Origin of the sequence: Actinoplanes aureus (assembly GCF_015704865.1) — a bacterium.
In the GTDB taxonomy this organism is placed as follows: domain Bacteria; phylum Actinomycetota; class Actinomycetes; order Mycobacteriales; family Micromonosporaceae; genus Actinoplanes; species Actinoplanes aureus.
The window spans coordinates 66,690-88,504 of the sequence record NZ_JADQTO010000030.1; the positions used below are offsets into that span (position 1 = coordinate 66,690).

Annotated in this window: 17 protein-coding genes; 9 read left to right on the top strand and 8 right to left on the bottom strand. The window is 69.8% G+C overall.

Annotation, left to right across the window (positions count from 1 at the left end; genetic code table 11):
- Nucleotides 1-131 precede the first annotated feature (131 nt).
- Genes I4J89_RS40690 through I4J89_RS40700 form a run of 3 tightly spaced genes read right to left on the bottom strand, consistent with a single transcriptional unit; the run spans nt 132 to nt 3,156 of the window.
- Nucleotides 132-941: an ABC transporter permease gene (locus I4J89_RS40690; RefSeq protein ID WP_196419557.1), complete on the bottom strand. Its 810-nt coding sequence runs from the start codon at nt 939-941 to the stop codon at nt 132-134.
- Nucleotides 938-1,951: an ATP-binding cassette domain-containing protein gene (locus tag I4J89_RS40695; protein WP_230860445.1), complete on the bottom strand. Its 1,014-nt coding sequence runs from the start codon at nt 1,949-1,951 to the stop codon at nt 938-940. Before I4J89_RS40695 ends, I4J89_RS40690 begins: the two co-directional genes overlap by 4 nt.
- The gene (locus tag I4J89_RS40700) at nt 1,948-3,156 is read right to left on the bottom strand and encodes a hypothetical protein (RefSeq protein WP_196419558.1); all 1,209 of its coding nucleotides are present in this window, start codon (nt 3,154-3,156) and stop codon (nt 1,948-1,950) included. The genes I4J89_RS40695 and I4J89_RS40700 overlap by 4 nt, the downstream gene beginning before the upstream one ends.
- Nucleotides 3,157-3,522: 366 nt before the next feature.
- On the opposite strand from I4J89_RS40700, the gene hppD reads away from it, so the two are divergent.
- From hppD to I4J89_RS40715, 3 genes are all read left to right on the top strand, one after another.
- Entirely contained in the window at nt 3,523-4,557 is a 1,035-nt protein-coding gene (gene hppD, locus I4J89_RS40705; protein ID WP_230860446.1) for a 4-hydroxyphenylpyruvate dioxygenase, read from the top strand.
- A gap of 83 nt (nt 4,558-4,640) precedes the next feature.
- Nucleotides 4,641-5,771, top strand: a complete 1,131-nt coding sequence (locus tag I4J89_RS40710; RefSeq protein WP_196419585.1) for an alpha-hydroxy acid oxidase — start codon at nt 4,641-4,643, stop codon at nt 5,769-5,771.
- Nucleotides 5,768-7,090: an aminotransferase-like domain-containing protein gene (locus tag I4J89_RS40715; protein WP_196419560.1), complete on the top strand. Its 1,323-nt coding sequence runs from the start codon at nt 5,768-5,770 to the stop codon at nt 7,088-7,090. Before I4J89_RS40710 ends, I4J89_RS40715 begins: the two co-directional genes overlap by 4 nt.
- Before the next feature lie 27 nt (nt 7,091-7,117).
- On the opposite strand, the gene I4J89_RS40720 is transcribed toward I4J89_RS40715, so the two are convergent.
- The 3 genes from I4J89_RS40720 to I4J89_RS40730 form a co-directional block, all read right to left on the bottom strand.
- Nucleotides 7,118-8,188 (bottom strand): AarF/UbiB family protein, encoded by a 1,071-nt coding sequence (locus tag I4J89_RS40720; RefSeq protein WP_196419561.1) that lies wholly within the window; start codon nt 8,186-8,188, stop codon nt 7,118-7,120.
- Nucleotides 8,189-8,284: 96 nt separating this feature from the next.
- Nucleotides 8,285-10,177 carry an ArnT family glycosyltransferase gene (locus I4J89_RS40725; RefSeq protein ID WP_196419562.1) on the bottom strand — a complete coding sequence of 631 codons (1,893 nt, stop codon included), beginning with the start codon at nt 10,175-10,177 and terminating at the stop codon, nt 8,285-8,287.
- Between the two features lie 302 nt (nt 10,178-10,479).
- Nucleotides 10,480-11,523 (bottom strand): hypothetical protein, encoded by a 1,044-nt coding sequence (locus I4J89_RS40730; RefSeq protein WP_196419563.1) that lies wholly within the window; start codon nt 11,521-11,523, stop codon nt 10,480-10,482.
- 335 nt (nt 11,524-11,858) lie between these two features.
- Here I4J89_RS40730 and I4J89_RS40735 point away from each other — a divergent pair, with 335 nt between their 5' ends.
- Together I4J89_RS40735 and I4J89_RS40740 are read left to right on the top strand one after the other, a co-directional pair.
- Nucleotides 11,859-12,653, top strand: coding sequence for an ABC transporter ATP-binding protein (locus I4J89_RS40735; RefSeq protein ID WP_196419564.1), 795 nt, complete (start codon nt 11,859-11,861; stop codon nt 12,651-12,653).
- Nucleotides 12,653-15,181 carry an ABC transporter permease gene (locus I4J89_RS40740; RefSeq protein ID WP_196419565.1) on the top strand — a complete coding sequence of 843 codons (2,529 nt, stop codon included), beginning with the start codon at nt 12,653-12,655 and terminating at the stop codon, nt 15,179-15,181. Before I4J89_RS40735 ends, I4J89_RS40740 begins: the two co-directional genes overlap by 1 nt.
- A 145-nt stretch (nt 15,182-15,326) precedes the next feature.
- On the opposite strand, the gene I4J89_RS40745 is transcribed toward I4J89_RS40740, so the two are convergent.
- Both I4J89_RS40745 and I4J89_RS40750 read right to left on the bottom strand, forming a co-directional pair.
- Entirely contained in the window at nt 15,327-16,415 is a 1,089-nt protein-coding gene (locus tag I4J89_RS40745) for a beta-ketoacyl synthase N-terminal-like domain-containing protein (protein ID WP_196419566.1), read from the bottom strand.
- A 120-nt stretch (nt 16,416-16,535) separates the two neighbouring features.
- Nucleotides 16,536-18,494, bottom strand: a complete 1,959-nt coding sequence (locus I4J89_RS40750; RefSeq protein ID WP_230860447.1) for an ABC1 kinase family protein — start codon at nt 18,492-18,494, stop codon at nt 16,536-16,538.
- 322 nt (nt 18,495-18,816) lie between these two features.
- Between I4J89_RS40750 and I4J89_RS40755 the strand changes: the two genes are divergently transcribed.
- From I4J89_RS40755 to I4J89_RS40770, 4 genes are all read left to right on the top strand, one after another.
- The gene (locus I4J89_RS40755; protein WP_309238692.1) at nt 18,817-19,179 is read left to right on the top strand and encodes a 3-hydroxyacyl-ACP dehydratase FabZ family protein; all 363 of its coding nucleotides are present in this window, start codon (nt 18,817-18,819) and stop codon (nt 19,177-19,179) included.
- Nucleotides 19,180-19,395: 216 nt separating this feature from the next.
- Nucleotides 19,396-19,647 (top strand): acyl carrier protein, encoded by a 252-nt coding sequence (locus I4J89_RS40760; protein ID WP_196419568.1) that lies wholly within the window; start codon nt 19,396-19,398, stop codon nt 19,645-19,647.
- 90 nt (nt 19,648-19,737) lie between these two features.
- Nucleotides 19,738-20,952, top strand: coding sequence for a beta-ketoacyl-[acyl-carrier-protein] synthase family protein (locus tag I4J89_RS40765; RefSeq protein WP_230860456.1), 1,215 nt, complete (start codon nt 19,738-19,740; stop codon nt 20,950-20,952).
- Between the two features lie 22 nt (nt 20,953-20,974).
- A complete protein-coding gene (locus I4J89_RS40770; protein ID WP_196419570.1) occupies nt 20,975-21,805 on the top strand; it encodes an alpha/beta fold hydrolase in 831 nt (276 codons plus the stop codon).
- The last annotated feature ends 10 nt before the right edge of the window (nt 21,806-21,815 follow it).

Genomic DNA, 21,815 nt, shown 5'->3' on the forward strand with positions numbered 1-21,815 from the left:
CGAGCAGCGGCCCGACGCGTTGCGCCGGGCGGCCGGCCGGCCGGCACCTGATGGCCTGCGCACCGAGACGACGAAGGGCCGCCGGTCGACGACCGGCGGCCCTTTACTTCGGTGACCAGCAGCGCGGTTCGTCAGAGGCGCCGGGCGTACGCGCGGATCGCCAGCGGCATGAAGATGAGGGTGACGACGACCGCCGAGAGCAGCGTGAGCAGGATGGGCCGCGACTCGACCGGGCCGGTGAGCAGCGACCGCAGCGCGTCGGACAGGTAGGTCAGCGGGTTGAGCCGGACCCAGCTCTGGAACCAGCCGGGCAGGCTGGTGGTCGGCACGAGGGCGTTGCTGCCGAAGGCGAGGGGCAGCATGACCAGCAGTCCCATCATGCTCACGCTCTCGGGCCGCTTCGCGAACAGACCGATGGTGGCGGCCACCCAGCTGAACGCCACCGCCATCACTAGGATGATGGCGCAGGCGAGCAGCACCTCGAGCGGGCCGGTGTGGACGCGGAAGCCGAAGGCCACCGCGGTCAGGACCACCACGATGTTGGCGAGGGCCAGGCGCGGCAGGTCGCCGACGATGTGGCCGACCAGCGGGGCCGACCGGGCGATGGGCAGGCTCCGGAAGCGGTCGAAGATGCCTTTGCGGATGTCGCTCTGGATCGCCGCGGCGGCCGACGAGATCTGGAACGCGAGGTTCTGCGCCAGGATGCCGGGAAGCAGGAACGACAGGTACTCGCCGCGGTCGCCGGCGACCGCCCCACCGAAGATCAGCAGGAAGACCAGCAGCATGACGATCTGCTGGATCGCGGACAACACGACGATCTGCGGGGCGAGCCGCAGCTTGACCAGGTTGCGCCAGGCCATCGTCCAGCCATGTCGCACGGCGGGCATGGGCGACGTCGAGCGCGGTTGCACCCGGCGCGGCTCGATCAGGGTGGCGGTCATACCAGGCTCTCTTTCTTCGCGTGCTCGGTGGCGTCCTCGGCCGTACGTTCCTGCGGCGTGCCGTCGGTGAGGCTGAAGAACACCTCGTCCAGGCTCGGCTGGCGCAGGCCGAGTGCCGCGACCGTGATGCCCGCGATGCCGAGCCGATCCGACGCGGCGGAGAGGACGGCCGGGTCGGCGGCGGGCACGGCGACCACGCCGGTGTCCGCGTCGATGGCCGCCTTCGTCCCGGTAATCTCACCGAGCACCAGGGCGACCTCGTCGAGCCGAGCCGGATCGTCGGGCCGCGCCTCCAGTGTCTGGCCACCGACCTGGCGCTTGAGCTTGGTCGGGGTGCCCGCGGCGATGACCGCGCCGTGGTCGAGCACGACCAGCTCGTCGGCGAGGCGGTCCGCCTCCTCGAGATACTGCGTGGTGAGCAGCACCGTGATGCCCTCGCTCCGCAGACGGCGGACGAGGTCCCAGACGGCGACCCGGCTGCGCGGGTCCAGACCGGTGGTCGGCTCGTCGAGGAAGAGCACGTCGGGCGTGCCGATCAGGCTGGCGGCCAGGTCCAGCCGGCGACGCATGCCACCGGAGTAGGTCTTGGCCGGGCGCTTTGCGGCATCGACCAGATCGAAGGATTCCAGCAGCTCGTCGGCGCGGGCCCGGGCGTTCTTCGCCGAGTAGCCCAGCAACCGGGCGATCAGCTCCAGGTTGAGCCGGCCGTTGAGGTCCTCGTCCACGGCCGCGTACTGGCCGGTGAGCCCGATCGTCTCGCGGACCCGGGCTGCCTCCTTGACCACGTCGAAGCCGTACACCCGGGCGCTGCCGGAGCTGGGCCGCAGCAGCGTGGACAGGATCTTGACCGTGGTCGTCTTCCCGGAACCGTTCGGGCCGAGCAGGCCCAGAACAGTTCCGCGCCGTGCCGAGAAGCTGATCTCGTTGAGGGCCTGCGTCTTGCCGAATTCCCGGCGCAGGCCGTCCACCTCCAGCGCGTAGTCCACGCTCACCACCTCTGTCGTCGTCATCTGCGACCTGGTTTCGTCGCGGTCATTCTGAGCAGGGTCCGCAGTGTCCTGACTCCTACGTCGAAGATTCGAAAACGGCCGGTCGCGGCGGGGCGGGCGGGTTTGCCCGTGGCCGCGGACCCGGCCCGCTCCACCACGGCCGCGTCCATGACACAGTGCGGGCGGGTGCGTTGCTGGTACGACCACGCGGCCGCGGTCAGGGCCGTACCGAACGTCCCGAACGCCGTCATCGCGACGCCGGCCACCCGTAGCTGGTCGGCCTCCCAGCGCCCGCGGATCAAGCCGGACGCGGCCAGTGCGGTGAAGCCGCCGCCGACGGTCCCGTAGGCGGCCAGCGTCGGCCCGGTGACCCAGGCGGGTATCAGCGGCAGGAAGCGCGGCACCCGCCGGCCGGCCAGCGGCAGGGTCCAGGCCGGGAAGCGTTCGCCCCACCGGTGGGTGAGTCCGAGCAGCAGAAAAGCGCCCGCCCCGGCGGCGATGTCGACCCACGGGATGCCGTGCATCTCCAGCCAGGCGCCGCCGGCGCCGCCCTCGATGAGGTCCTCCCGCTTCAGCCCGAAAGGCTGCCGGCCGTTGGCCACCAGCAGATGCATCACGGAGTACGGCAGCAATCCCGCGCAGCCGGCGTAGGCGAGGTTCCGCACCCACGGCCTGGGCGGCTCCGGCTCCGGGTACTCGAGGCCGGCCCGCTCGCCCTCGGGATGCTGCTGTCCGCAGTAGACGCAGGCATCCCGGGTGCGGCGACGCCAGGCGATGGACGCGCCGGTGAACAGGGCCGCACCCGCAGTCCAGCTCAGCCGGTCGGCGAACCCGGGCCAGTCGGTGTTCTGGTCGCGATCCGTGACGGTGCCCTTCACCGCCAGCTCGAGGAGGTAGAGGAGCAGGAAGGCGCTGCCCGCGGTGGTGACTCCGGTGGCGCCCCACATGCCTGTCGTGACGGCCCGGGACGGCACCCTGCGACCCCAGGGACGCACCGACGCGGCCGCCGCGGCCGCCGCGGTGGCCAGCACCCCGCCGGCGACCCATTTGCCGGCGGGGATGCCCCGGTAGCGGGATCCTCTGCCGGTGGCCGCGAGTACCGCGCCGCCGTGCGCGAGCGCCCATCCGCTCGCCGCGTAACCCGCCCAGGCGGGCCAGCGTCGCCGCCAATCCAGCGGGCCGGGGATCATTTCGGCCCCGTGCCCCGGTGTTTTTCGCTCGCGCATATTGCTCCTTGGTCCCTGGAGCCGCTCCATGGCGCCGTCGGAAGCGCCGGATCGCGGATAGCCATTCCGCACAATGGTCGATCGCGCGGCTGTCGAGGGGCCGGATGGCTCGAAGTTTTCGATCTGACGAGCCCGTTCGGACCGGCCTTTTCTAGGCTGCCCCTGGCAGAGGCGAGGGCCGTCGCCGGCGGAGACCGGCAGGACGCCTTCGGAGCGAATCACGTCACTTGATTGTCCGACGAATGAGCCCCCGTAATTGCCAGTTCTTTCCGTTGGCGCCGGGCAACCGAACGTGCGGCGCGGGACGGGCCGACAGGAGAGGTGAGGAATGTGACCACCGGACAAGAACATTCGACATTCGACCAGTTGAGCGTTGATCACATCCGGTTCTACGTGCGTGACGTGGCGACCAAGGCGGCCGGCTTCGGGCAGCGCTACGGACTGGATCTCGTGTCGGGCCGGTCGGCTGACGAGACGTCGGTCGCCCTCATCTCCAACGGGATCCGCCTCGTCTTCACCGAACCGCTGATCCGGGATCACCCCGGCGCGGCGTACCTCGAGCAGCACGGCGACGGCGTGGCCGACGTCGCGCTGCGCACCGGCGACGCCGGCGCCGCGTTCGCCGAGGCCGTGCGGCGCGGTGCCAAGCCGATCAGCGGGCCGTCGGAGAAGGACGGCCGGGTGACCGCCGCGATCGCCGGATTCGGCGACGTGGTGCACACCTTCGTCGAGTACCGTGACGGCGCGTCAACGCTCCCGCCCGGCTTCGCGGCGGGAGCCGAAGTGACCGCACAGGCCACTGCGGGCCTGCGCGAGGTCGATCACTTCGCCGTCTGTCTCGAGGCGGGTCAGCTCGACCCGACCGTCGACTTCTACGTGGCGGTGCTGGACTTCGCGACCATCTTCGAGGAGCGGATCGTCGTCGGCAGCCAGGCGATGCTCTCCAAGGTCGTGCAGAGCCGCTCGGGGGCGGTCACCCTGACCCTGATCGAACCGGACGTGACCCGCGACCCCGGCCAGATCGATCAGTTCATCAAGAACCACGGCGGTGCCGGCGTACAGCACGTGGCCCTCACGACCGACGACATCGTGCGATCCGTCGGCACGCTCGTGGAGCGGGACGTCGAGTTCCTGGCGACGCCCAGCACGTATTACGACCTGCTGGCGCAGCGGCTGGAGCTGAGCCGGCACGAGGTCGGTGAGCTGCGTGCGCTGAACCTGCTGGTCGACGAGGACCACGACGGTCAGCTCTACCAGATCTTCGCCCGGTCGACCCACCCGAAGAACACCTTCTTCATGGAGATCATCGAACGGGCCGGTGCGCGCACGTTCGGCAGCGGCAACATCAAAGCTCTGTACGAGGCGGTCGAGCTGCAGCGCAGCAAGCAGGAGCCGCAGTGACGAAGCTCTACCCGGTCCCGGAGCCCGGCGTCACCGTGCCAGGTGACGCCGGCCCCCGCTCCACGGGGCAGGACGATCCGGCGATCCATCCGGGCTCGGCGGTCCCGCCGGTCGACCTCAGCTCGATCGTGTCCGTGGCACAGGCCGAGGGCGAGGCGGCGGGCCGTACGCCGGCCGACGTGTGGGACTACCTCGTCGGAGGCAGCGGCCAGGAGGTGACACTGGGAGCCAACCGGACCGCCCTCGATGCGCTCGCCGTCGTGCCCCGCGTGCTGACCGGCCTGAGCGAGCGTTCACTCCACTGCCGGCTGGTGGACGGGGAGGCCCGGATGCCGGTGGCTGTCGCGCCCATCGCGTACCAGAAGCTCTTCCACCCGCACGGCGAGCTCGCCGTCGCTCGCGCGGCGGCGGTCGCGGGCGTGCCGTACGTGGTCAGCCTGCTCAGCAGCACCCCGATGGAGGAGCTGGCCGCCTGCGGTGGCTCGCTCTGGTTCCAGCTCTACTGGCTCAAGGATCGCTCCCGCATGCTGGACCTGATCCGCCGTGCCGAGGCCGCGGGCTGCGAGGCACTGGTGGTCAGCGTGGACATGCCCGCCATGGGCCGACGCCTGCGGGACCTCCGTCGTGGGTTCACGCTGCCGGCGGACGTCCGCGCTGTCCATTTCGGGGAACAGCAGGCTTCGCGCGACATCGCCGCGGGCGGATCGTCGATCGCCTCGCACACCGCGATGGCGTTCGACCCGTCGTTCTCCTGGGCCGATCTCGCCTGGCTGGCCGCGCACACCCGGCTGCCGCTGGTGGTCAAGGGAATCCTCGATGTGGACGACGCCCGGCAGGCCGCGCACGCGGGCGTCGCCGCGATAGTGGTGTCCAACCACGGCGGCCGTCAGCTGGACGGCGCGCCGTCCAGCGTCGACGTGCTGCCCGCGGTGGTCGACGCGCTCGACGACAGCGTCCAGGTCCTGATCGACAGCGGCATCCGTTCGGGCAGTGACGTCCTCAAGGCACTCGCTCTGGGCGCGCACGGGGTGCTTCTCGGCCGCCCGGTGTGCTGGGGCCTCGCCCTGGGCGGCGAGTCAGGGGTCGCGCACGTCCTCAGCCTGCTGCACGACGAGCTCGACAACGCGATGGCGCTGGCCGGCTGCGGTGACCCGTCCTCGATACGACAGCTGCGGACTCTGACGCCCGCGGCACGACCGGGAGGCAGACGATGAAGAGCGGGACGGATCTAGCGGCGACAGAGCTGTTCGCGGGGCTCGGCGACCCGGTTCTGGAATCGATGAACTTCCTCAATCAGATCGCCGAACGCTATCCCGAGGCGGTGTCGTTCGCCGCCGGACGGCCCACCGAGGCGTTCTTCGACGTCGGGTCGATCACCCGTTACCTGGATCGGTACCACGCGTATCTGCGCGACGAGCGCTCGATGTCGCCCGCCCGGATCTCGCGAGCGCTGTTCCAGTACGGCAACACCAAGGGCCTGATCAACGATCTGATCGCGACCCACCTCAGCACCGACGAGGACATCCGGGCCGATCCGGAGTCCGTGGTGGTCACGGTCGGCTGCCAGGAGGCGATGCTGCTGGTGCTGCGCGCGTTCCGGCGCGACGAGCGGGACGTCGCCCTCGCGGTGAGCCCGACCTACGTCGGCCTGACCGGCGCGGCCCGGTTGGTCGACATGCCGGTGGTGCCGGTGGCGGGTGGCCCGGACGGCATCGACCTGGACGTGCTCGCCGAGACGATCCGGCGGGTCCGCCAGGAGGGGCGGCGGCCGCGACTCTGCTACGTCATGCCGGACTTCGCCAACCCGTCCGGTCTCAGCATCGATGTCTCGGTGCGGCGCCGGCTGCTCGACCTGGCGGCGGCCGAGGACGTCCTGCTGCTGGAGGACAACCCGTACGGCCTGTTCAACGACGGCGGACCGCGGCCCCCGACGCTCAAGGCACTCGACCGGAACCGGACCGTCATCTACCTGGGATCGTTCGCCAAGACGGTGTTCCCGGGCGCCCGCGTGGGCTACGTGGTCGCCGACCAGCGCGTGGCCACGGCGGACGGTTTCTCGGTGCGGCTCGCCGACGAGCTGGCCAAGGTGAAGAGCATGGTGACCGTCAACACCTCACCCTTCACCCAGGCCATGATCGGCGGAGCGCTGCTGGAGAACGAGTTCAGCCTCGCCCGGGCGAACCGGCGCGAGCACGACCTCTACCGCAGCAATCTCGCCGAGGTCGGGTCGGGGTTGCGTGCCCGGTTGGAGCGGGCCGGCCTCAGCGGCCTGGTGCAGGTCAATGCGCCGAGCGGCGGGTTCTTCCTCGTGGTCACTCTTCCGGTGCCGGTCGGCAACGAGATGCTGGAGCACTCGGCGCGTACTCACCAGGTGATCTGGACGCCGATGGCGCACTTCTACGAGTCGTCCGAGCCGACCCGGGAGCTGCGGCTGTCGATCAGCACACTCACCCCGCAAACGATCGAGCAGGGCCTGGATCGGCTGGTGCGGATGATCGGCGAGCAGGTGAGCGCCCGGGTCGCGGTGGCCTGACGGCGTTGCGCGCTACCCGGTGTGCGGTCACGGGGCGGCGAATCCGGGTAGCCACCGCGCCATGGCGGCACGGACGTCGACGCCGGCCTCGAGTGCGCACAGCGTGTCCACCGTGCTGACGACGGCTCGCACGAGTTGGATGTAGCCGGGTGGCAGCCGGAGATGACGGATGGTGGACACGTTGTGCCGGCCGAACATCACGGCGACGACGCGGCGCTTGAGCCAGCCCTGGTCGAAACGGAATCCGGGCCGCAGAGTGGGCAACACCGTCTCCTCGGCGAGCCTGAGCAGGGTTCGCGGGTCGACGCGGTGTGCCGGTGCGACGACCTGAAGGCGTTGCAGGATCGACGTGACCTGACCGCCGTCGCCGTCAGCGGCCGCACGCAGCAGCCGGCCGAGATCGGCCGGCAGCCCCGCGGGTAGTTCGGCGACCGCACCGAAATCGAGGACGGCCAGTCTGCCGTCGTCCAGCAGCCGCAGGTTGTCCGGATCCGGGTCGGCGTGCACCAGGCCCGTCCGGGACGGCGCGCTGAGCTGCAGTGCCGTGAGAACGCCACCGATGCGATCGCACTCGGCGCGGGTGCCGGCGTGGGTCACCTCGGTGAGCGGAACCCCGGCCGCCCACTCCGCGACCATCAGCCGCTCACCGGCGTACAGCACCTCCGGCACGAAGAGATCGGGATCGTCGCGGTACGCCGCGGCGAACGCCCGCTGATTCGCCGCTTCCTGCCGGTAGTCCAATTCGGCCAGCGCCGCCTCGTGGATCTCCTCGATCAGCGCGTCGACGGGAAAGCCCGGGCTCATCAGACGCAGCATGCCGGACATGCGGCTCATCCGCGATCGCTGGTTGCCGGCCCGGGCCAGCGCTCCCGGATGCTGGATCTTGACGGCGACGTCGCGTCCGTCCGTCCACCTGGCGCGGTGGACCTGGGCGTGAGTGCCGGTTGCGGCGGGCCGGTCGTCGAGGTCACCGGCGCCCGGCCATCCGGGTGCCCGCCATCCGGGCTCGTTCGCCTCGGCGGCCAGCAACCGGCGGACCACCTGCGGCGGCACGACCTGGCGGGACGCCTCCCGTGAGGACGAGGTGCGCTGTGGCAATCGACCGTTTCCTTCCGGGAGTGGGGCGTCAGGTCAAGGAGAACGGTTGCGCTGCCGGGATGCCAGCCGGCAACGAAGACTCGAATGCCGTGGACCTCAGCGTGCGACGCAGTCGAAGAGCTCCGGCACGCCGAGCAGCATGGAGGACGGATCCTGAGGCGGCGGCTGTGCCCAGTACGACGCGACAGGCACCTGAGCGCAGTGCGCGGACACCCAGGCGATGCGTTCGGTGACGTCGCGAGCCTCGGCGGCCAGCTCGGGGCTCCGGAAGGCCGGGTTGATCGCGACGAACCTGATCTCACCGTCCGACACCCACGAGGCGAGTTCGGTGGCCGACGGCGCGGGGTCCTGGCCCAGGAAGCCACCGAGCCCGACCACCGGCTGATCGCTGTGCTGCAGATAGGAGGAGGTGTTGAGGACGCCCCCACCCTCGATGGCGAGTTTGATCCGCTGGGACGGGGAGTTGGCGGTGGCGAAGTCCAGGATGGCCTCCTGCACCGGATAGAGCTTCCCGTCGCGAGTGTCGATCATGAGCGCGGTGACGACGGGATCGGCGGTGGCTATGCCGGACAGGGCGGGCGGACCGGCCAGTGGATCCATCGCGGCCGCCGGGGCGACGGGACCGAACGTCGTGCCGGCTGACCAGACCACCGGCCCGAGCAGCATCGCGGCGACGGACAGCGCGGCGGCCAGCCCGCGGGAGGCGGGGAACCGGCTCGCCGTGCCGGCCGCACGAACGGCGAACAGGGCAAGGGCCGCACCGGCACCCAGTCCCAGCACCACCCACCGGCTCCACGGATGCCAGGACGAGTAGCGCTCCAGCAGGACGTACGACCAGGCGGTGGTCACGACGACCGCCGGCGGCAGCAGCCATCCGGCCGGATCGCCGGAGCGGTACCAGCGCCACAGCAGCACCGAGCCGGCTCCGGCCACCGCAGCGATCGCCGGGGCTAGCATCGCCGTGTAGTACGGGCGCAGCAGACCCTTCGCGGTGCTCAGCAGGACAGCGGCCAGCAGCAGCCACCCGCCCCAGACCACCCAACCGGCCACCGTCAGCCGTCGCGCCGGGCGGCCCTGCCGCCACATGACGACTCCCTTCACGACCACCGCCGCGAGGAGTAGCCCGCACAACGGCAACAACCAGCCGGCCTGCCCGCCGACCTGGCTGGCGAAGAGCCGCTCCGGTCCGGGACAGCCGGCCAGTACGATCGCCGTCGCGTTGGCGCCGCCTCCGTCACCGCCGAAGAGCCGGCCGAAGCCGTTGTAGCCGAACACCAGGTCGCGGGCCGTGCCGTCCCCGCTGCCGGAGATGTAGGGCCGGTCGCCGGGCCACAGGTCCACCACCAGGACCCACCAGAACGAGGCGACGAGCAGGGTTCCGGCCGCGGCGGCGAGTTGCTGGGCGCGCCTGCGCCACGAGGCCGGACCGGCGATGAGGTAGGCGGCGAGCATGGGCGGCAGGATCAGCCAGGCCACGAGCATCTTGGTGGTGAAGCCGAAACCCACGAGCGCCGTGCTCAGCAGCAGCCAGCGCGTCGAGTCCTGCTGCAACGCGCGGGTCAGCGCGTACACCGCCGCCACGGACACCAGGACGAGCAGCGGGTCCGCGGTGGTGGCCCGGGCGACGGCCACCATGATCGGCGTGACGGCCAGCACCGCGGCCGCGAGCAACCCGGCGTTCTCGCCGGCCCAGCGACGCACGGCCCGGTGCAGCAGCAGGACGGCGAGCACCGTCTCCACGGCCTGCGGCGCGAGCACGGACCAGCCGTGATATCCGAAGACGCGGACCGTGAGGGCCTGGATCCAGAAGGCGCCCGGCGGCTTGTCCAGGGTGGCCACGTCGGCCAGGTCGGTCGTGCCGAACAGGAACGCCTTCCAGCTCTGCGACATGGCGTGCACCGCCGCCGAGTAGTAAGGGTGTCCCATGCCCATGCGGGCTATCGACCACAGATAGAGCAGGCCCGCGATCACGCCGATCGCGGCCAGCACCCATGCGGGCCACGCCGTTCTCGCGGAAGAGCCGGGGTGCCTGGCGTCAACTGCGCGCGCGCCGGCGGACGGTCCGAATTCGGTGACCGTGTGTCAGCTCCCGGAGTTCGACGCGGCAAACGCCCGGCATAGGGGGAATGCCAGCGATTCGACGTATCGCCCCAGCGTGTACCTTTCGTACGCGGATCGTAAATAGTCGAACGTCCGATATTAGAGCTTAAATGTTTCTTAGCGGTTCTTGCAATCCTTCGTCCGTTATCGTTCACGTAGCGGCAATGATCCTCGTCTTATACCGGCTGCCGCTACAGCGCCACGTCCGAGGGCTCGCCGCGCGGGTCCGGCGTCGCGCAACCGACCGCCAGAGTTCCCACCGGCCGGGTACGGACCTGGTACGACGCGGCGGCGATCGTCAGGGCGATCCCGTAACCGGAGAACGAGAGCGGTTGCGCGAAGCCGAGCGGGCCGACCGTCTCGCCGTTGGGCAGTTGCATCACGCCGGTGATGAGCAGGACGACGTACACGATGCTGCCGAGTCCGTAGAGCACGAAGGTCGGTGCGATCAGCCATACCGGAACCAGCGGCAGGAAGCGGGGAACGCGTCGCCCGGCCAGCCACAGGGTCCAGCGGGGGAAGACCATGCCCCAGGGGCGTACGAGGCCGAGCAGGAGGAACGTGGCGAGGCCGATCCCGATCCAGAAGACGACGAGGACGGCCGTCGTGGGGCGGAACCCGTCCGGTTCGACGCCGGGCACGCCCATGGCGCCCAGCGTGTGGGTGCCCGCGTAGGGAAGCCAGGCGAGGCAACCCGCGTAGGCGATGTACAGGATGCGCCGCGGTGCCGCGTGCGCGGGCGGACGGCGTACGTCGACGACGGCCCGCGGGTGCGACAGCCCGCATCGCGCGCATCGTTCCGTGCGGCGCCAGGCCAGGGCGGTCGCCACGAATAGCGCGCCCACCAGGGTCAGGGCGAGCCGCTCCAGGAACGCCGTCCAGGCGGGCTCGCCGTCGGCGTTGGTGACCTTGCCGGTGAGCGCCAGCTGGATGAGGTTGAGCAGGAGCCAGCAGCTGCCGGCGAGAGCGAGAACCGCCACTGTCCAGATGGCACCCGTGACCGCCCGGCGCGGAACCCGGGACCCGCATTGCTGGAACGTCGCGAGGGCGGCGATCGCGCCGCCCAGCAGGATCAGGCCACCGGGCAGCGCCGTGCCGGGCAGGCCCGCGAGCGAGCGGTATCCAGCCCACCAGCCCACCAGGACGCCGGTGCCCAGCGCCGAGGCGGCCAGCGCCGCGGCGCGGGGGGCCCAGAATGGCCATTGTCGTGGGATGCGCGTTCCAGCAACCGACATTTTAACCATGCCACACATTCTGCAGAGCCGAGGCTGTGAGCGGGCTGAGGGCTCACCGAACGGGTGAGAACGCGTCACTCGCCTCGATCGCTGCCAATTCTTCGAAGTGACGCTGCTCGATCCACAATAGGCCGCATAGCGTGGCTGCCGCGGGTTGCTGTTCTGGTGCCGGCCCGTCTCTGGGGGCGAGAGGCACTTTCTCCGCAGCGTGAGCGGGGGGTGTAACCGCCGCGAGTGATTTTGTGAGCTTTATCGGCGGCCCGGTGCATAAAGGAATTCGAATTGACCTCCTTCCTTCGCGCCGGGTTCGGTATGCCTGGTTTTCAATGAGCTCGATGGAAGGATCTACTGTGGCTTCACAGGCGGTGTCACCGGCAGCAGTCGCTGCTCGTGCGGTAGGGGTATGCAAGACATATGGCGGCGGAGAGACGGAGGTGGCCGCCCTCCGCGGCGTGGACCTCGACATCACTGCCGGGAAGTTCACCGCGATCATGGGACCATCCGGCTCCGGTAAGAGCACCCTCATGCACTGCCTCGCCGGCCTCGACACCGTCACCGAGGGCGACGTCTTCATCGGCGACACGTCGATCACGGGCATGAACGACAAGCAGCTCACCACGCTGCGCCGCGACCGGATCGGCTTCATCTTCCAGCAGTTCAATCTGCTGCCCACGCTGACGGCTCAGGAGAACATCGAGCTGCCGCTGGCCATCGCCGGCCGCAAGCCCGAGGCGGAGTGGTTCGAGCAGGTGATCGGCAAGGTGGGACTGCGCGACCGCCTGCACCACCGCCCCTCGCAGATGTCCGGCGGCCAGCAGCAACGCGTGGCGTGCGCCCGTGCCCTGGTCTCGAAGCCGGAGATCGTTTTCGCTGACGAGCCGACCGGCAACCTCGACTCCCGAGCCGGGGCCGATGTGCTGGACTTCCTGCGCACCTCCGTCGACGACCTGGGTCAGACCATCGTCATGGTGACCCACGACCCGGTGGCGGCCACCTACGCGGACCGCGTCGTCTTCTTCGCCGACGGCCGCATCGTCAACGAGTTGGAGAAGCCGACGGCCGAGACGATCCTTGACACGCTCAAGGAGATCGACCGTCCCGGCTCGCCGGTGTCGGCGGCGAGGTCCTGATGTTCCGCGCGACCATGAAGAGCCTGCTGGCGAGGAAACTCAGGCTCGTGCTCTCCGCGCTCGCCATCGTTCTCGGCGTGGCGTTCGTCTCCGGCGCACTCACCATGAACTCCACGCTCAGCGAGGCCTTCTCGTCGGCCTACGACACCGCCTATGAGGATGTCGGCTTGCAGGTGACGGCCGAGGCACCTCTGGCGGACAGCGTGGACGCGGCCGCTCCGAAGCCGCTCGACGCGGCCTCGGTCGAGCGGGTCAAAGGCGTGTCGGGGGTCAATGACGCCACGGGCGTTGTCCGGGTACCGGGTGCCCGGCTGATCGGTAAGGACGGCAAGGTACCGAGCGGCTCGTCGCAGCGCTTCGGGCAAGCCTGGAGCGACAAGTGGGGCGCGCCGAAGCTGCGGGAGGGCAACGCGCCGCGAACCGCCGACGAGATCGCCATCAACGCGGCGCTCGCTGACAAGACCGGCTTCAAGCCCGGCGACCGGGTCGGTGTGCTGACGCTGCAGCCGCGCCGCGAGTTCACGATCGCCGGTGTCGTGGAGTTCGACGGCCGCCCCGACTTCGTCGCCGGCGAGCAGACCGTCATCTTCACCGAGCCGGTCGCTCAGGAACTGATGCTCGGCCAGGCCGGCGCGTACAGCGCGGTGAACGTCGGCCTCGGGTCCGGCGCGGACGCCGCGGCGCTGAAGAGCGACGTGAGCGCTGCTCTGGGCCAGGGCTTCGAGGTGCGTACGGGTCAGGAGCTCGCCGACGACCAGGCCGGAGCCAGCAAGGGCCTGCTCACCACGATCACCTCGTTGCTGCTCGGATTCGCCGCGGTGGCCGTACTGGTGGGTGTCTTCCTCATCGTCAACGCGTTCTCCGTGGTCGTCGCACAGCGGACCCGCGAGCTGGCGCTGATGCGAGCCCTCGGGGCATCGCGCAAACAGGTGCGGCGCTCGGTGCTGCTCGAAGCGGTGCTGGTCGGTCTGGTGGCCTGGATCGTAGGCGCCGCACTCGGCCTGCTGCTGGGCCGCGTGGTGGCCGGCGTGGTGGCCGACGAGGACAGCGGCCTCGCAGTCGGTGGGTTCACCGTCTCGGGCACCGCCCTGGTGGTGTCCTTCCTTCTCGGCGTGGGCGTGACCACGCTGGCCGCGGCTGTTCCAGCCCTGCGCGCCAGCCGGGTGCCGCCCATCGCGGCCATGCGTGAGGCGGCGGCCGTGGCGGACGACCGTCCCGGCCGGAAGCAGACGATCGTCGGACTCGTGCTCCTCGTCATCGGCGCGGTCCTGCTGGCACTGGGAATCGCGAGCGAGGCTCTACCGGCGCTGTTCGCCGGCGTGCTCTTCGCTTTCGTGGCGACCGCGATTCTCATCCCGGCCTTCACCCGGCCCGTGGTCAACGTGCTCGCCAAGCCGGTGACCCGCTCGACGGCGGCCCGCCTCGGCTGGTTGAACGCGGTGCGCCACCCCCGGCGTACCGCTGCCACCGCGGTGTCTCTCATGATCGGCGTGGCGTTGGTCGCCGGCATGAGCACCGTGATGAGGTCGCTGCAGCACAGCGCCACCGAGACGGTGGACAACCAACTCAGTGCGGACCTCTCGATCATCAACTTGAGCAGCGGGAATGTGCCGCCCACGGTCAGCCCGGCCGCTCTGCAGCAGATCCGCGCGCTGCCCGATGTGGCCTCGGTGGCCGGCTATGCCTCCGAGTACGGCGAGGTCAACGGCAACAAGCAGTTCCTGTTCTCGTGGGACGACCAGGCGGCGGCTGCGGCCATCGTCGGTATGGAGTTCACACAGGGCTCGGCGAACGGCAGTGGCGCCGTGATGAACGAGTCGACGGCGGAGCGGCTCAAGCTGAAGGCCGGCGACCAGATCAAGCTCCAGATGGGCCGCGGCGACGCGCTGACGCTTCCGGTGACAGGCGTCTACAAGGACACGACCGTCGCTGACAGGGTCACGGTTCCCTGGTCGGCGGCGCAGGCCGGCTTCCGCACCGACCAGCCGAGCCAGGCCTACATCGATCTCCGGGACGGCGCCTCGGCCGAGCAGGTGAAGCCGACCGTGGAGTCGTTGCTGGCGGGCAGCCCCGAGGTCGAGGTCCAGACGAAGAAGGACCTGGTGGAGACCGTCGGCAACGGCATCGGCACCATCATCCTGGTGGTTCAGCTCCTGCTCGCCGTCGCCATGATCATTGCGATCCTCGGCGTCGTGAACATCCTCGTGCTCTCCGTTCTGGAGCGGACCCGGGAGCTGGGCATGCTTCGCTCGATCGGGATGATCCGGGGCCAGATGCGCCGGATGGTCACCACCGAGTCGGTGCTGATCTCGCTGTTCGGGGCGCTGACCGGCGTCGTGCTGGGCACGGTGCTCGGTGTCGCGGTGGTGAAGGGCCTGCGTGGTGAGGGCATCACGGCGCTCTCGGTGCCGTGGGTGCTGTTGGTGGTCTACCTGGTCGCGGCGCTGGTGGTGGGCTGGCTCGCGGCGCTCGGGCCGGGCAGCCGTGCCGCCAAGCTGAAAGTGCTCGAGGCCATCGCCTACGAATGACCGGTGGTCGCGAGTGAGGGTCCGGCGCCCGGGTGGGCGCCGGACCCCCACATTAGGCCCAGCCCGGACGCGGAGTGCGTGCGCACATGAAGCAGCCGGCCGTCTGCCACGGCCGGCTGCTTCGTCGGTACGGGTGAGGCCTGATTCAGCGGATCCGCAGCAGAGCACAGCCGGCCTGGCCGTCCGCGTCGAGCGCGGTGATGACGGCGATCCTCCCGGCGGCGTCCGGTGCCTCCTGGGCGAGTGCCAGGGTGGTGACGATCTGGAACGGTACCGACGCCGCGCCCGTGTCCCCGAAGAGCGCCGGGACCCGTACCGGGGTGATGTCGCCGAAAGCGGCGGCCATCGCACTCTCCTCCGCCGTGCCGAGCTCGTCGCCGGAGGCGCCCGCCGACGTCGCCCAGATGTCGGACGGGCTCGCTCCGGTGCGCTCGACGGCCCGGCGCAGGCACGCGGTCAGCACGGCTGCCGGGTCGTCGTCGAAGATTCCCAGTTCGACGGTGAGAACGTCGGCGAGGGCCACGTCGCCCTGTCCTCCGTGGCGGACCGGGTCGATCTGCAGCATGGCGCAGCCCTCACCGAGGACTCTGCCGGCGTCCGGATCCGCTCCGCCGGCTCCCTCGATCCAGGACCGGGTGGCGGAGTACTCCTCGACCGCGCCGCAGAAGACGGCAGCCGCCCGCCTGCCGCTGAGCAGCCGCAGCGAGTACGACAGCGCGTGCAGACCGGACACCCGGCCGGCGGCGATGGTCGCGTTCGGGCCGCGCAGCGCGTGCCAGATGGCCGACGTGCCGGCCGCGCAGTTCATGACGGCGTTGGGAAAGCGGGCCGGGTCGACGAGGTACGGCTTGGCGGAGGTGAGGCTGTCGCGCGCGAAGCTGGCGATGCTGTGCAGGCTGCCACCCGTGGTGCCCAGTACCAGAGCAGTCTCGTCGGTGTCCGGCTGCCCGGCGGCGGCGTCGGGGCCGATCAGCTGGCGCACGGCGGTGACGGCGAGGCCGGTGGCGCGATCCATCGACCGGGTTCCCTTGTTGCCGAGAACGGTACGAACCTCGAACTCGGGCACCAGGTGCGCGCTGGCGTCGGTGACCTCCCAGCGCTCCCGATCCGGGACGACCGCGGTCTCCCGGGCGGAGCGCAGACCCTCGATGAAGGTGTCACGTCCGATTCCGAACGGTGACACCGCGGACCAGGCACGGATCGTGGCGCGGGGAGCGGTTTGCGGTGCGGCCATGGCTGCTCGTCCTCCCGACAAGGATGCGATGGACTGCCGGGCCACGCTGAGCAGACCCGTGTCACTGGCAGTCTCGGCCGCCGGACGGGGTGTACCAAGGACTGATCGAATCCGTGAAACTCAGGACTCCCGCCGGAAGATCTTTACGAGGGTACGGAGCATGAGCACCACGCTCACGATCAGCAGGTTGTAGCCGAAGAAGGAGAACAGGCTGATCTCCTCCGTCACCTGTGGGCCGCCCTCCTTGCCCAGCAGCATCGCGGCGATGACGCCGGTCGCGGCGGCGAGAAAAGCGAGGAGGGCCTGATGGACCAGGCTGGTTATGTGCCGGCGATCGCGTTCGTGCGCGAAGAGGCTGACCGAGACGCGGAACTGCCCCTGCTCCAGCGCCGCGGTGATCCGGTCCAGCCGCCGGGGAAGACGGCGCAGACTCGGCAGGAACGCCATCATGTCGTCACCCGCACCATGCGCGGCGTCGACGAACGCACGGAACCGGACGTGCTGGTGACTGGCGAAGGCGCGGGACTCCTCGAAGAGGTCGAACGATGGGTCCAGCCTGTTCAGCGTGCCCTGCAGGGTGGCGAGCGTGCGGAACATCGCGGCGGCCTCGGGTGGCACGGTCAGCCCGTAACCGGTGACGACGCGCATCAGCTCCGTGATCATGTCGAGTCCGGCGTTGCCGAGGGCGACGTGGCGGGTGATGAACTGGCCGATCGTGCGCTCGAGACGCTGCTTGTCGATGTCGTCGGTCTGTTCGAGGATTTCCAGCAGGGCGTCGGTCGCTCCCGCGCGATCGTTGCGGTCGATGGCGAACAGCAGCTGCTGCACCGATTCCTGCATCACCGGGTCGAGCCGGCCCACCACGCCGTAGTCGAGCAGCCCGAGGCTCCCGTCCGGCATCACGAGGACGTTGCCGGGGTGCGGGTCGCAGTGGAACGTACCGTCCAGCAGGATCTGCTCCAGCACGCAGGTCATCAGGTCGGCGGCGAGCTCGCGCCGGTCGAGGCCGGGGTCGGACAGCACACCCGTGGCCGAACCGACCGGGACGCCTTCGAGGAACTCCATCACCAGCACCCGGTCGGTGCAGAACGATTCCACCACCAGCGGCGGCCGGACCCGGGGACGCCGGTGCCGTGCCCGGACCGCCGTGGATATCGTGACGATGTTGCGCGCCTCGGTACGGAAGTCGAGCTCCTCCCGCAGCGCCGCGCTGAATCCCTCCGCGAGTGCGACGGCGCCCACGCGCTTGCCCCAGTCGGTGCGTGCCTCCAGCGTCTTGGCGAGACGGCCGACGATGCTCAGGTCGTCCTCCACCGTGCCCACGATCCCGGGCCGGCGGACCTTGACCGCGACCTTGGTGCCGGACTGCAGCGTGGCCCGGTGCACCTGGGCGATGGAGGCGGCTGCGATGGGCTTCTGCTCGAACTCGGCGAAGATGACCTCCGGGGGTGCGCCGAGGTCCTCGGTGAGGATGATCCGCACGTCCTCCCAGTCGCTGGGCGGCACGTTGTCGTGCAGCTTGCTCAGCTCCTCGATGTACTCGTACGGCAGCAGGTCGTGGCGGGCGGACAGGGTCTGGCCGAGTTTCACCGACGTGACGCCGCACTCCTCCAGAGCCGCGCGTAGCGAGGCGGCTCGTGCCCGGCGCTGGCCGGCGGTGGCCGCGCCTCCGGCGCGCAGCGGAATGAAGAGCCGGCTCAGCCGATGGCGCATGATGATCGCGCCGACCTGGTGATAGCGCCGGATCCGGGCGAACCGGCCGCGCATGTCCCGGCTCCAGATCAGCGGGCGGAGGCCGTGCGGCATCAGGATCTCGGCCACCACCAGGAAGATCATGGTGGTGAACAGGGACAGCCCGAGCACAATGCTGATCATCGCGGGGCTCAGGCCCGAGGGACTGAAGAGTCCGACGAACACGACGCTGCTCACCCAGCCGACGGTGGCGGCCACCACCGTACGCAGCGGGCGCACCCGCAGTCCCAGCAGTCGGCGCGCGCCGATGGCCAGGGCTGTGTAGAACACCACGAACACGATGTCGCCGATGACGAACAGGCCGATCTGAGCGACTATCGTCATCATCCCCCCACGCCGCGGTGGTCGGAGGCGCCCAGCGACCGCTCCCACGGCGGCGGACGTCTGCCCGTTGGCTGTATCCCCATGGGCCTATCATGCGGCTCCTTGCCGCCGATGAGGAGCCGCGAAGTGCTTCCAGCGCGTCCGCTTCGAACTTTTCGAGCTGCTCTGGCCGCCCCGGATCTGGCTGAGTAGCCTCACCGCTTGCCGCCGACTGTCGCGTGTGGACTCGAGTCGCCGTGCATCGAATCCGAGGAGTTCCGCTATGGCGATAGACCATGACGCCGTTCCGGTGCCCGCCGGTCCGGTCGCCGGACCCGTGCGAGTCGTGCGCGCTGCCGAGCCGGACGGTGCGGGCGGCGACGAGTTCACATCCGTTGTGGCCGCGACGATCGACCCGAGCGAGCCGGTGTTCGCCGGCCACTACCCGGACTTCCCGATCTTCCCTGGGGTCTGCGTGGTGGAGTGCGTGCACCGCGGCGCCGTCGTGACCGTCCCGGACGGCGCGCGCCTGGAACTGGCGGCCCTGGAATCCGTTCGTTTCACGGCTGCCGTTCATCCCGGCGATGACATCGAAATGTCCATGCGGTGGCGCCGGTCGGGCGTTTTCTGGATCTGCGACGGCCGCGTACGAGGCCCGCGCGCGACCGTCGCGCAGGTGCGCCTGCGCTATCGCATCTCGCCCGAATAACCGCGGTGCCGCCCGGCGGATCGAAGTGTTTGATCGGGGCATGGCCGAGCTATGGATTGCTCCTAGGCTCGCTGGCAATCGACTCGGCTGCCGATAGCCGTTCGATTCTTGAAGAGGTGAGCACGGGCTCTCGGCGCCATTGAAAACGGCCGCTGGTTCCGTGCCTGTTGCCATCAGCAGCGGACGTGCCGCGGCGGCACGGCGAGAGGAGTCAATGTGTCCACGATCGACGAGCAGCGTGACGTGAAGCTCAAGGAAATCATCTGCGAGATTCTCGAGCTGGAGGAGGACGAGGTCACCGAGACCAGCCTGTTCAACGAGGACCACGGTGCCGACTCGCTCCGGGCCATCGAGATCCTGGCCTCCCTGGAGAAGGAGTTCGGTGTGGTCATCGACCAGTCGGAAATGGCGCGGATGGTCAACGTCAAGGGCGTTCGTGAGGTTGTCGGCGAGGCCGCCGGCTGGTGATGGCGATCCGTTGAACGATTGCCGCCACCATTCGACTGGGAGCCCTTCATGTCCTTGACCGGGTTGCACGGCACAGAAACGCCAAACGAACTGCATCGGGTTGTTCTCACCGGTTTCGGAGTTATCTCGAGCATCGGTATCGGCGCGGCCAGTTTTGCCGATGGCCTTCGTCATGGCCGCTCCGGCGCCCGCCCGATCTCGGCCTTCGACACGACGGGTTTCGCGCACGCCATCGGTTGTGAGGTCGTCGGCTTCGATCCGGCGCAATGGGTTCACAATATGCCGGTCGAGCGACTCGGCCGGGCAAGCCAGTTCTCCACGGCAGCGGCTCGCATGGCTGTGGAGGACGCTGGTCTGCCGCTCGACGAGCTGCGTGCCGCCCGCGGCCTGATCTCGGTCGGCACCACCGACGGCGAGTCGTTCGATCTGGAACGGCTCGTGCAGAGCGAGATCGAGGGCGGAAGCGCCGGCATCGATCCGCGGCACGCGCGGCGTGTCCGGGCCGGGCGGCTGTCCGCGTCAGTCGCCCAGGAGCTGCGACTGGTCGACGTCGAGGCGGTGACACTGTCGACCGCGTGCGCGGCCGGCAACTACGCCATCGGATACGGCTTCGACGCGGTACGAACGGGCGAGGTGGATTTCGCCCTCTGCGGCGGCGCGGACGCGATGAGCCGGAAGACGTTCGCCGGCTTCTACCGGCTCGGCACCATCGCACCCGAGGTGTGCCAGCCGTTCGACCGGGGACGTAAGGGCATCCTCACCGGTGAGGGCTCGGGCATGCTGATGCTGGAGCGCCTCTCGTCGGCGCAGGCCCGCGGCGCCCGCATCTATGCCGAGGTGCTGGGGTACGGACTCAACTGCGACGCCTACCACCAGGTGGCCCCGAACGAGGAGAGCGTCGCACGCTGCATGGCTCTGGCTCTGGAGAACGCCGGGGTCAAGCCGGGACAGGTCGACCTGATCTCCGCTCACGGCACCGGCACGAAGGCCAACGACGTCACCGAGTCCCACGCCATTCGCCGGGTCTTCGGTGACGAGGCCCCGCGGACGATCTCCATGAAGTCGATGCTGGGCCACACCATGGGCGCTGCCAGCGCTCTGAGCGCCATCGGCTGCGCACTCGCCATCGACCAGGGGTTCATCCCGCCCACCATCAACCACGTCGAGACGGACCCGCAGTGTCCGATCGACTGCGTGCCGAACGAGGCGGTGGAAGCCGACCTGCGCGTCGTGCAGAACAACGGCCTCGCGTTCGGCGGCAACAACGCCGTGGTGGTGCTCGGCAAGTACCAGCCGGGCTCTTGATCTCTATGAGAAGCGAGGAGCCATGGTCGTCGGAGAACTGATCCAGGCGGGCCAGGAACGCCCTCCCGTCGTGGTGCGACGCAGCCGCGCGGACAAGGGGCGCGACGGCCGGATGCTGCTGCTGCACGGCCTGGCCAACAACTCCGGCGTCTGGAGCCGGCTGGTCGGTCAGGACCGTGGCCTGCCCGGCGAGATCTGGACGGCTGACCTTCCGTGGCGCTCACACGGGCCATCCGACTGGGGTCACGGCCGCGACCTGTTGTCGCCGGTACGGGCCGCGCTCACGGAGGCGGGCGGCTTCGACGTGGTCGTGGCACACTCCTTCACCTCCAACGTGTTGCTCCGGCTCCTGACCGAGGACACGGGACGGGACCTGCTCGAGCGCATTCGCGCGCTGGTGCTGGTCGCCCCGTTCTACCGGGGGGCGCCCACGGAGTTCCGTGGGGACACGGTCCCGGGGCTCTACGACGATTTCGTGCGGGTCATGCAAGAGGGCATCGCGGTCCAGGTACGCCCCGGTACGTCGCCCGACATGGTGCACGCGATGGCCCAGCGGGTCTGCGACCAGGTCGGGCCGTACGGCTGGCTGCGCGTGTCCGACACCTACCTGCGTACGCCCTGGCTGCGCTTGGACCGGTTGGGGATTCCCGTGCTGGTGGTGGCGGGACGCCGGGACCGGTCCGCCCCGGAGTCCGAGCGGCTCGCCGGATCGCTGCCGCTGGGCTCGTTCGCGGTGAACGCGCGCTGCGGTCATTTTCCGATGCTCGAAGACGTGGACTGGTTCGCGGGTGTGCTGCGCAGCCACGTGATGTCAGTCGAACCAGCAAGTCCGTGCCCGACCGGCGCGGCATGACGAGAGAGGC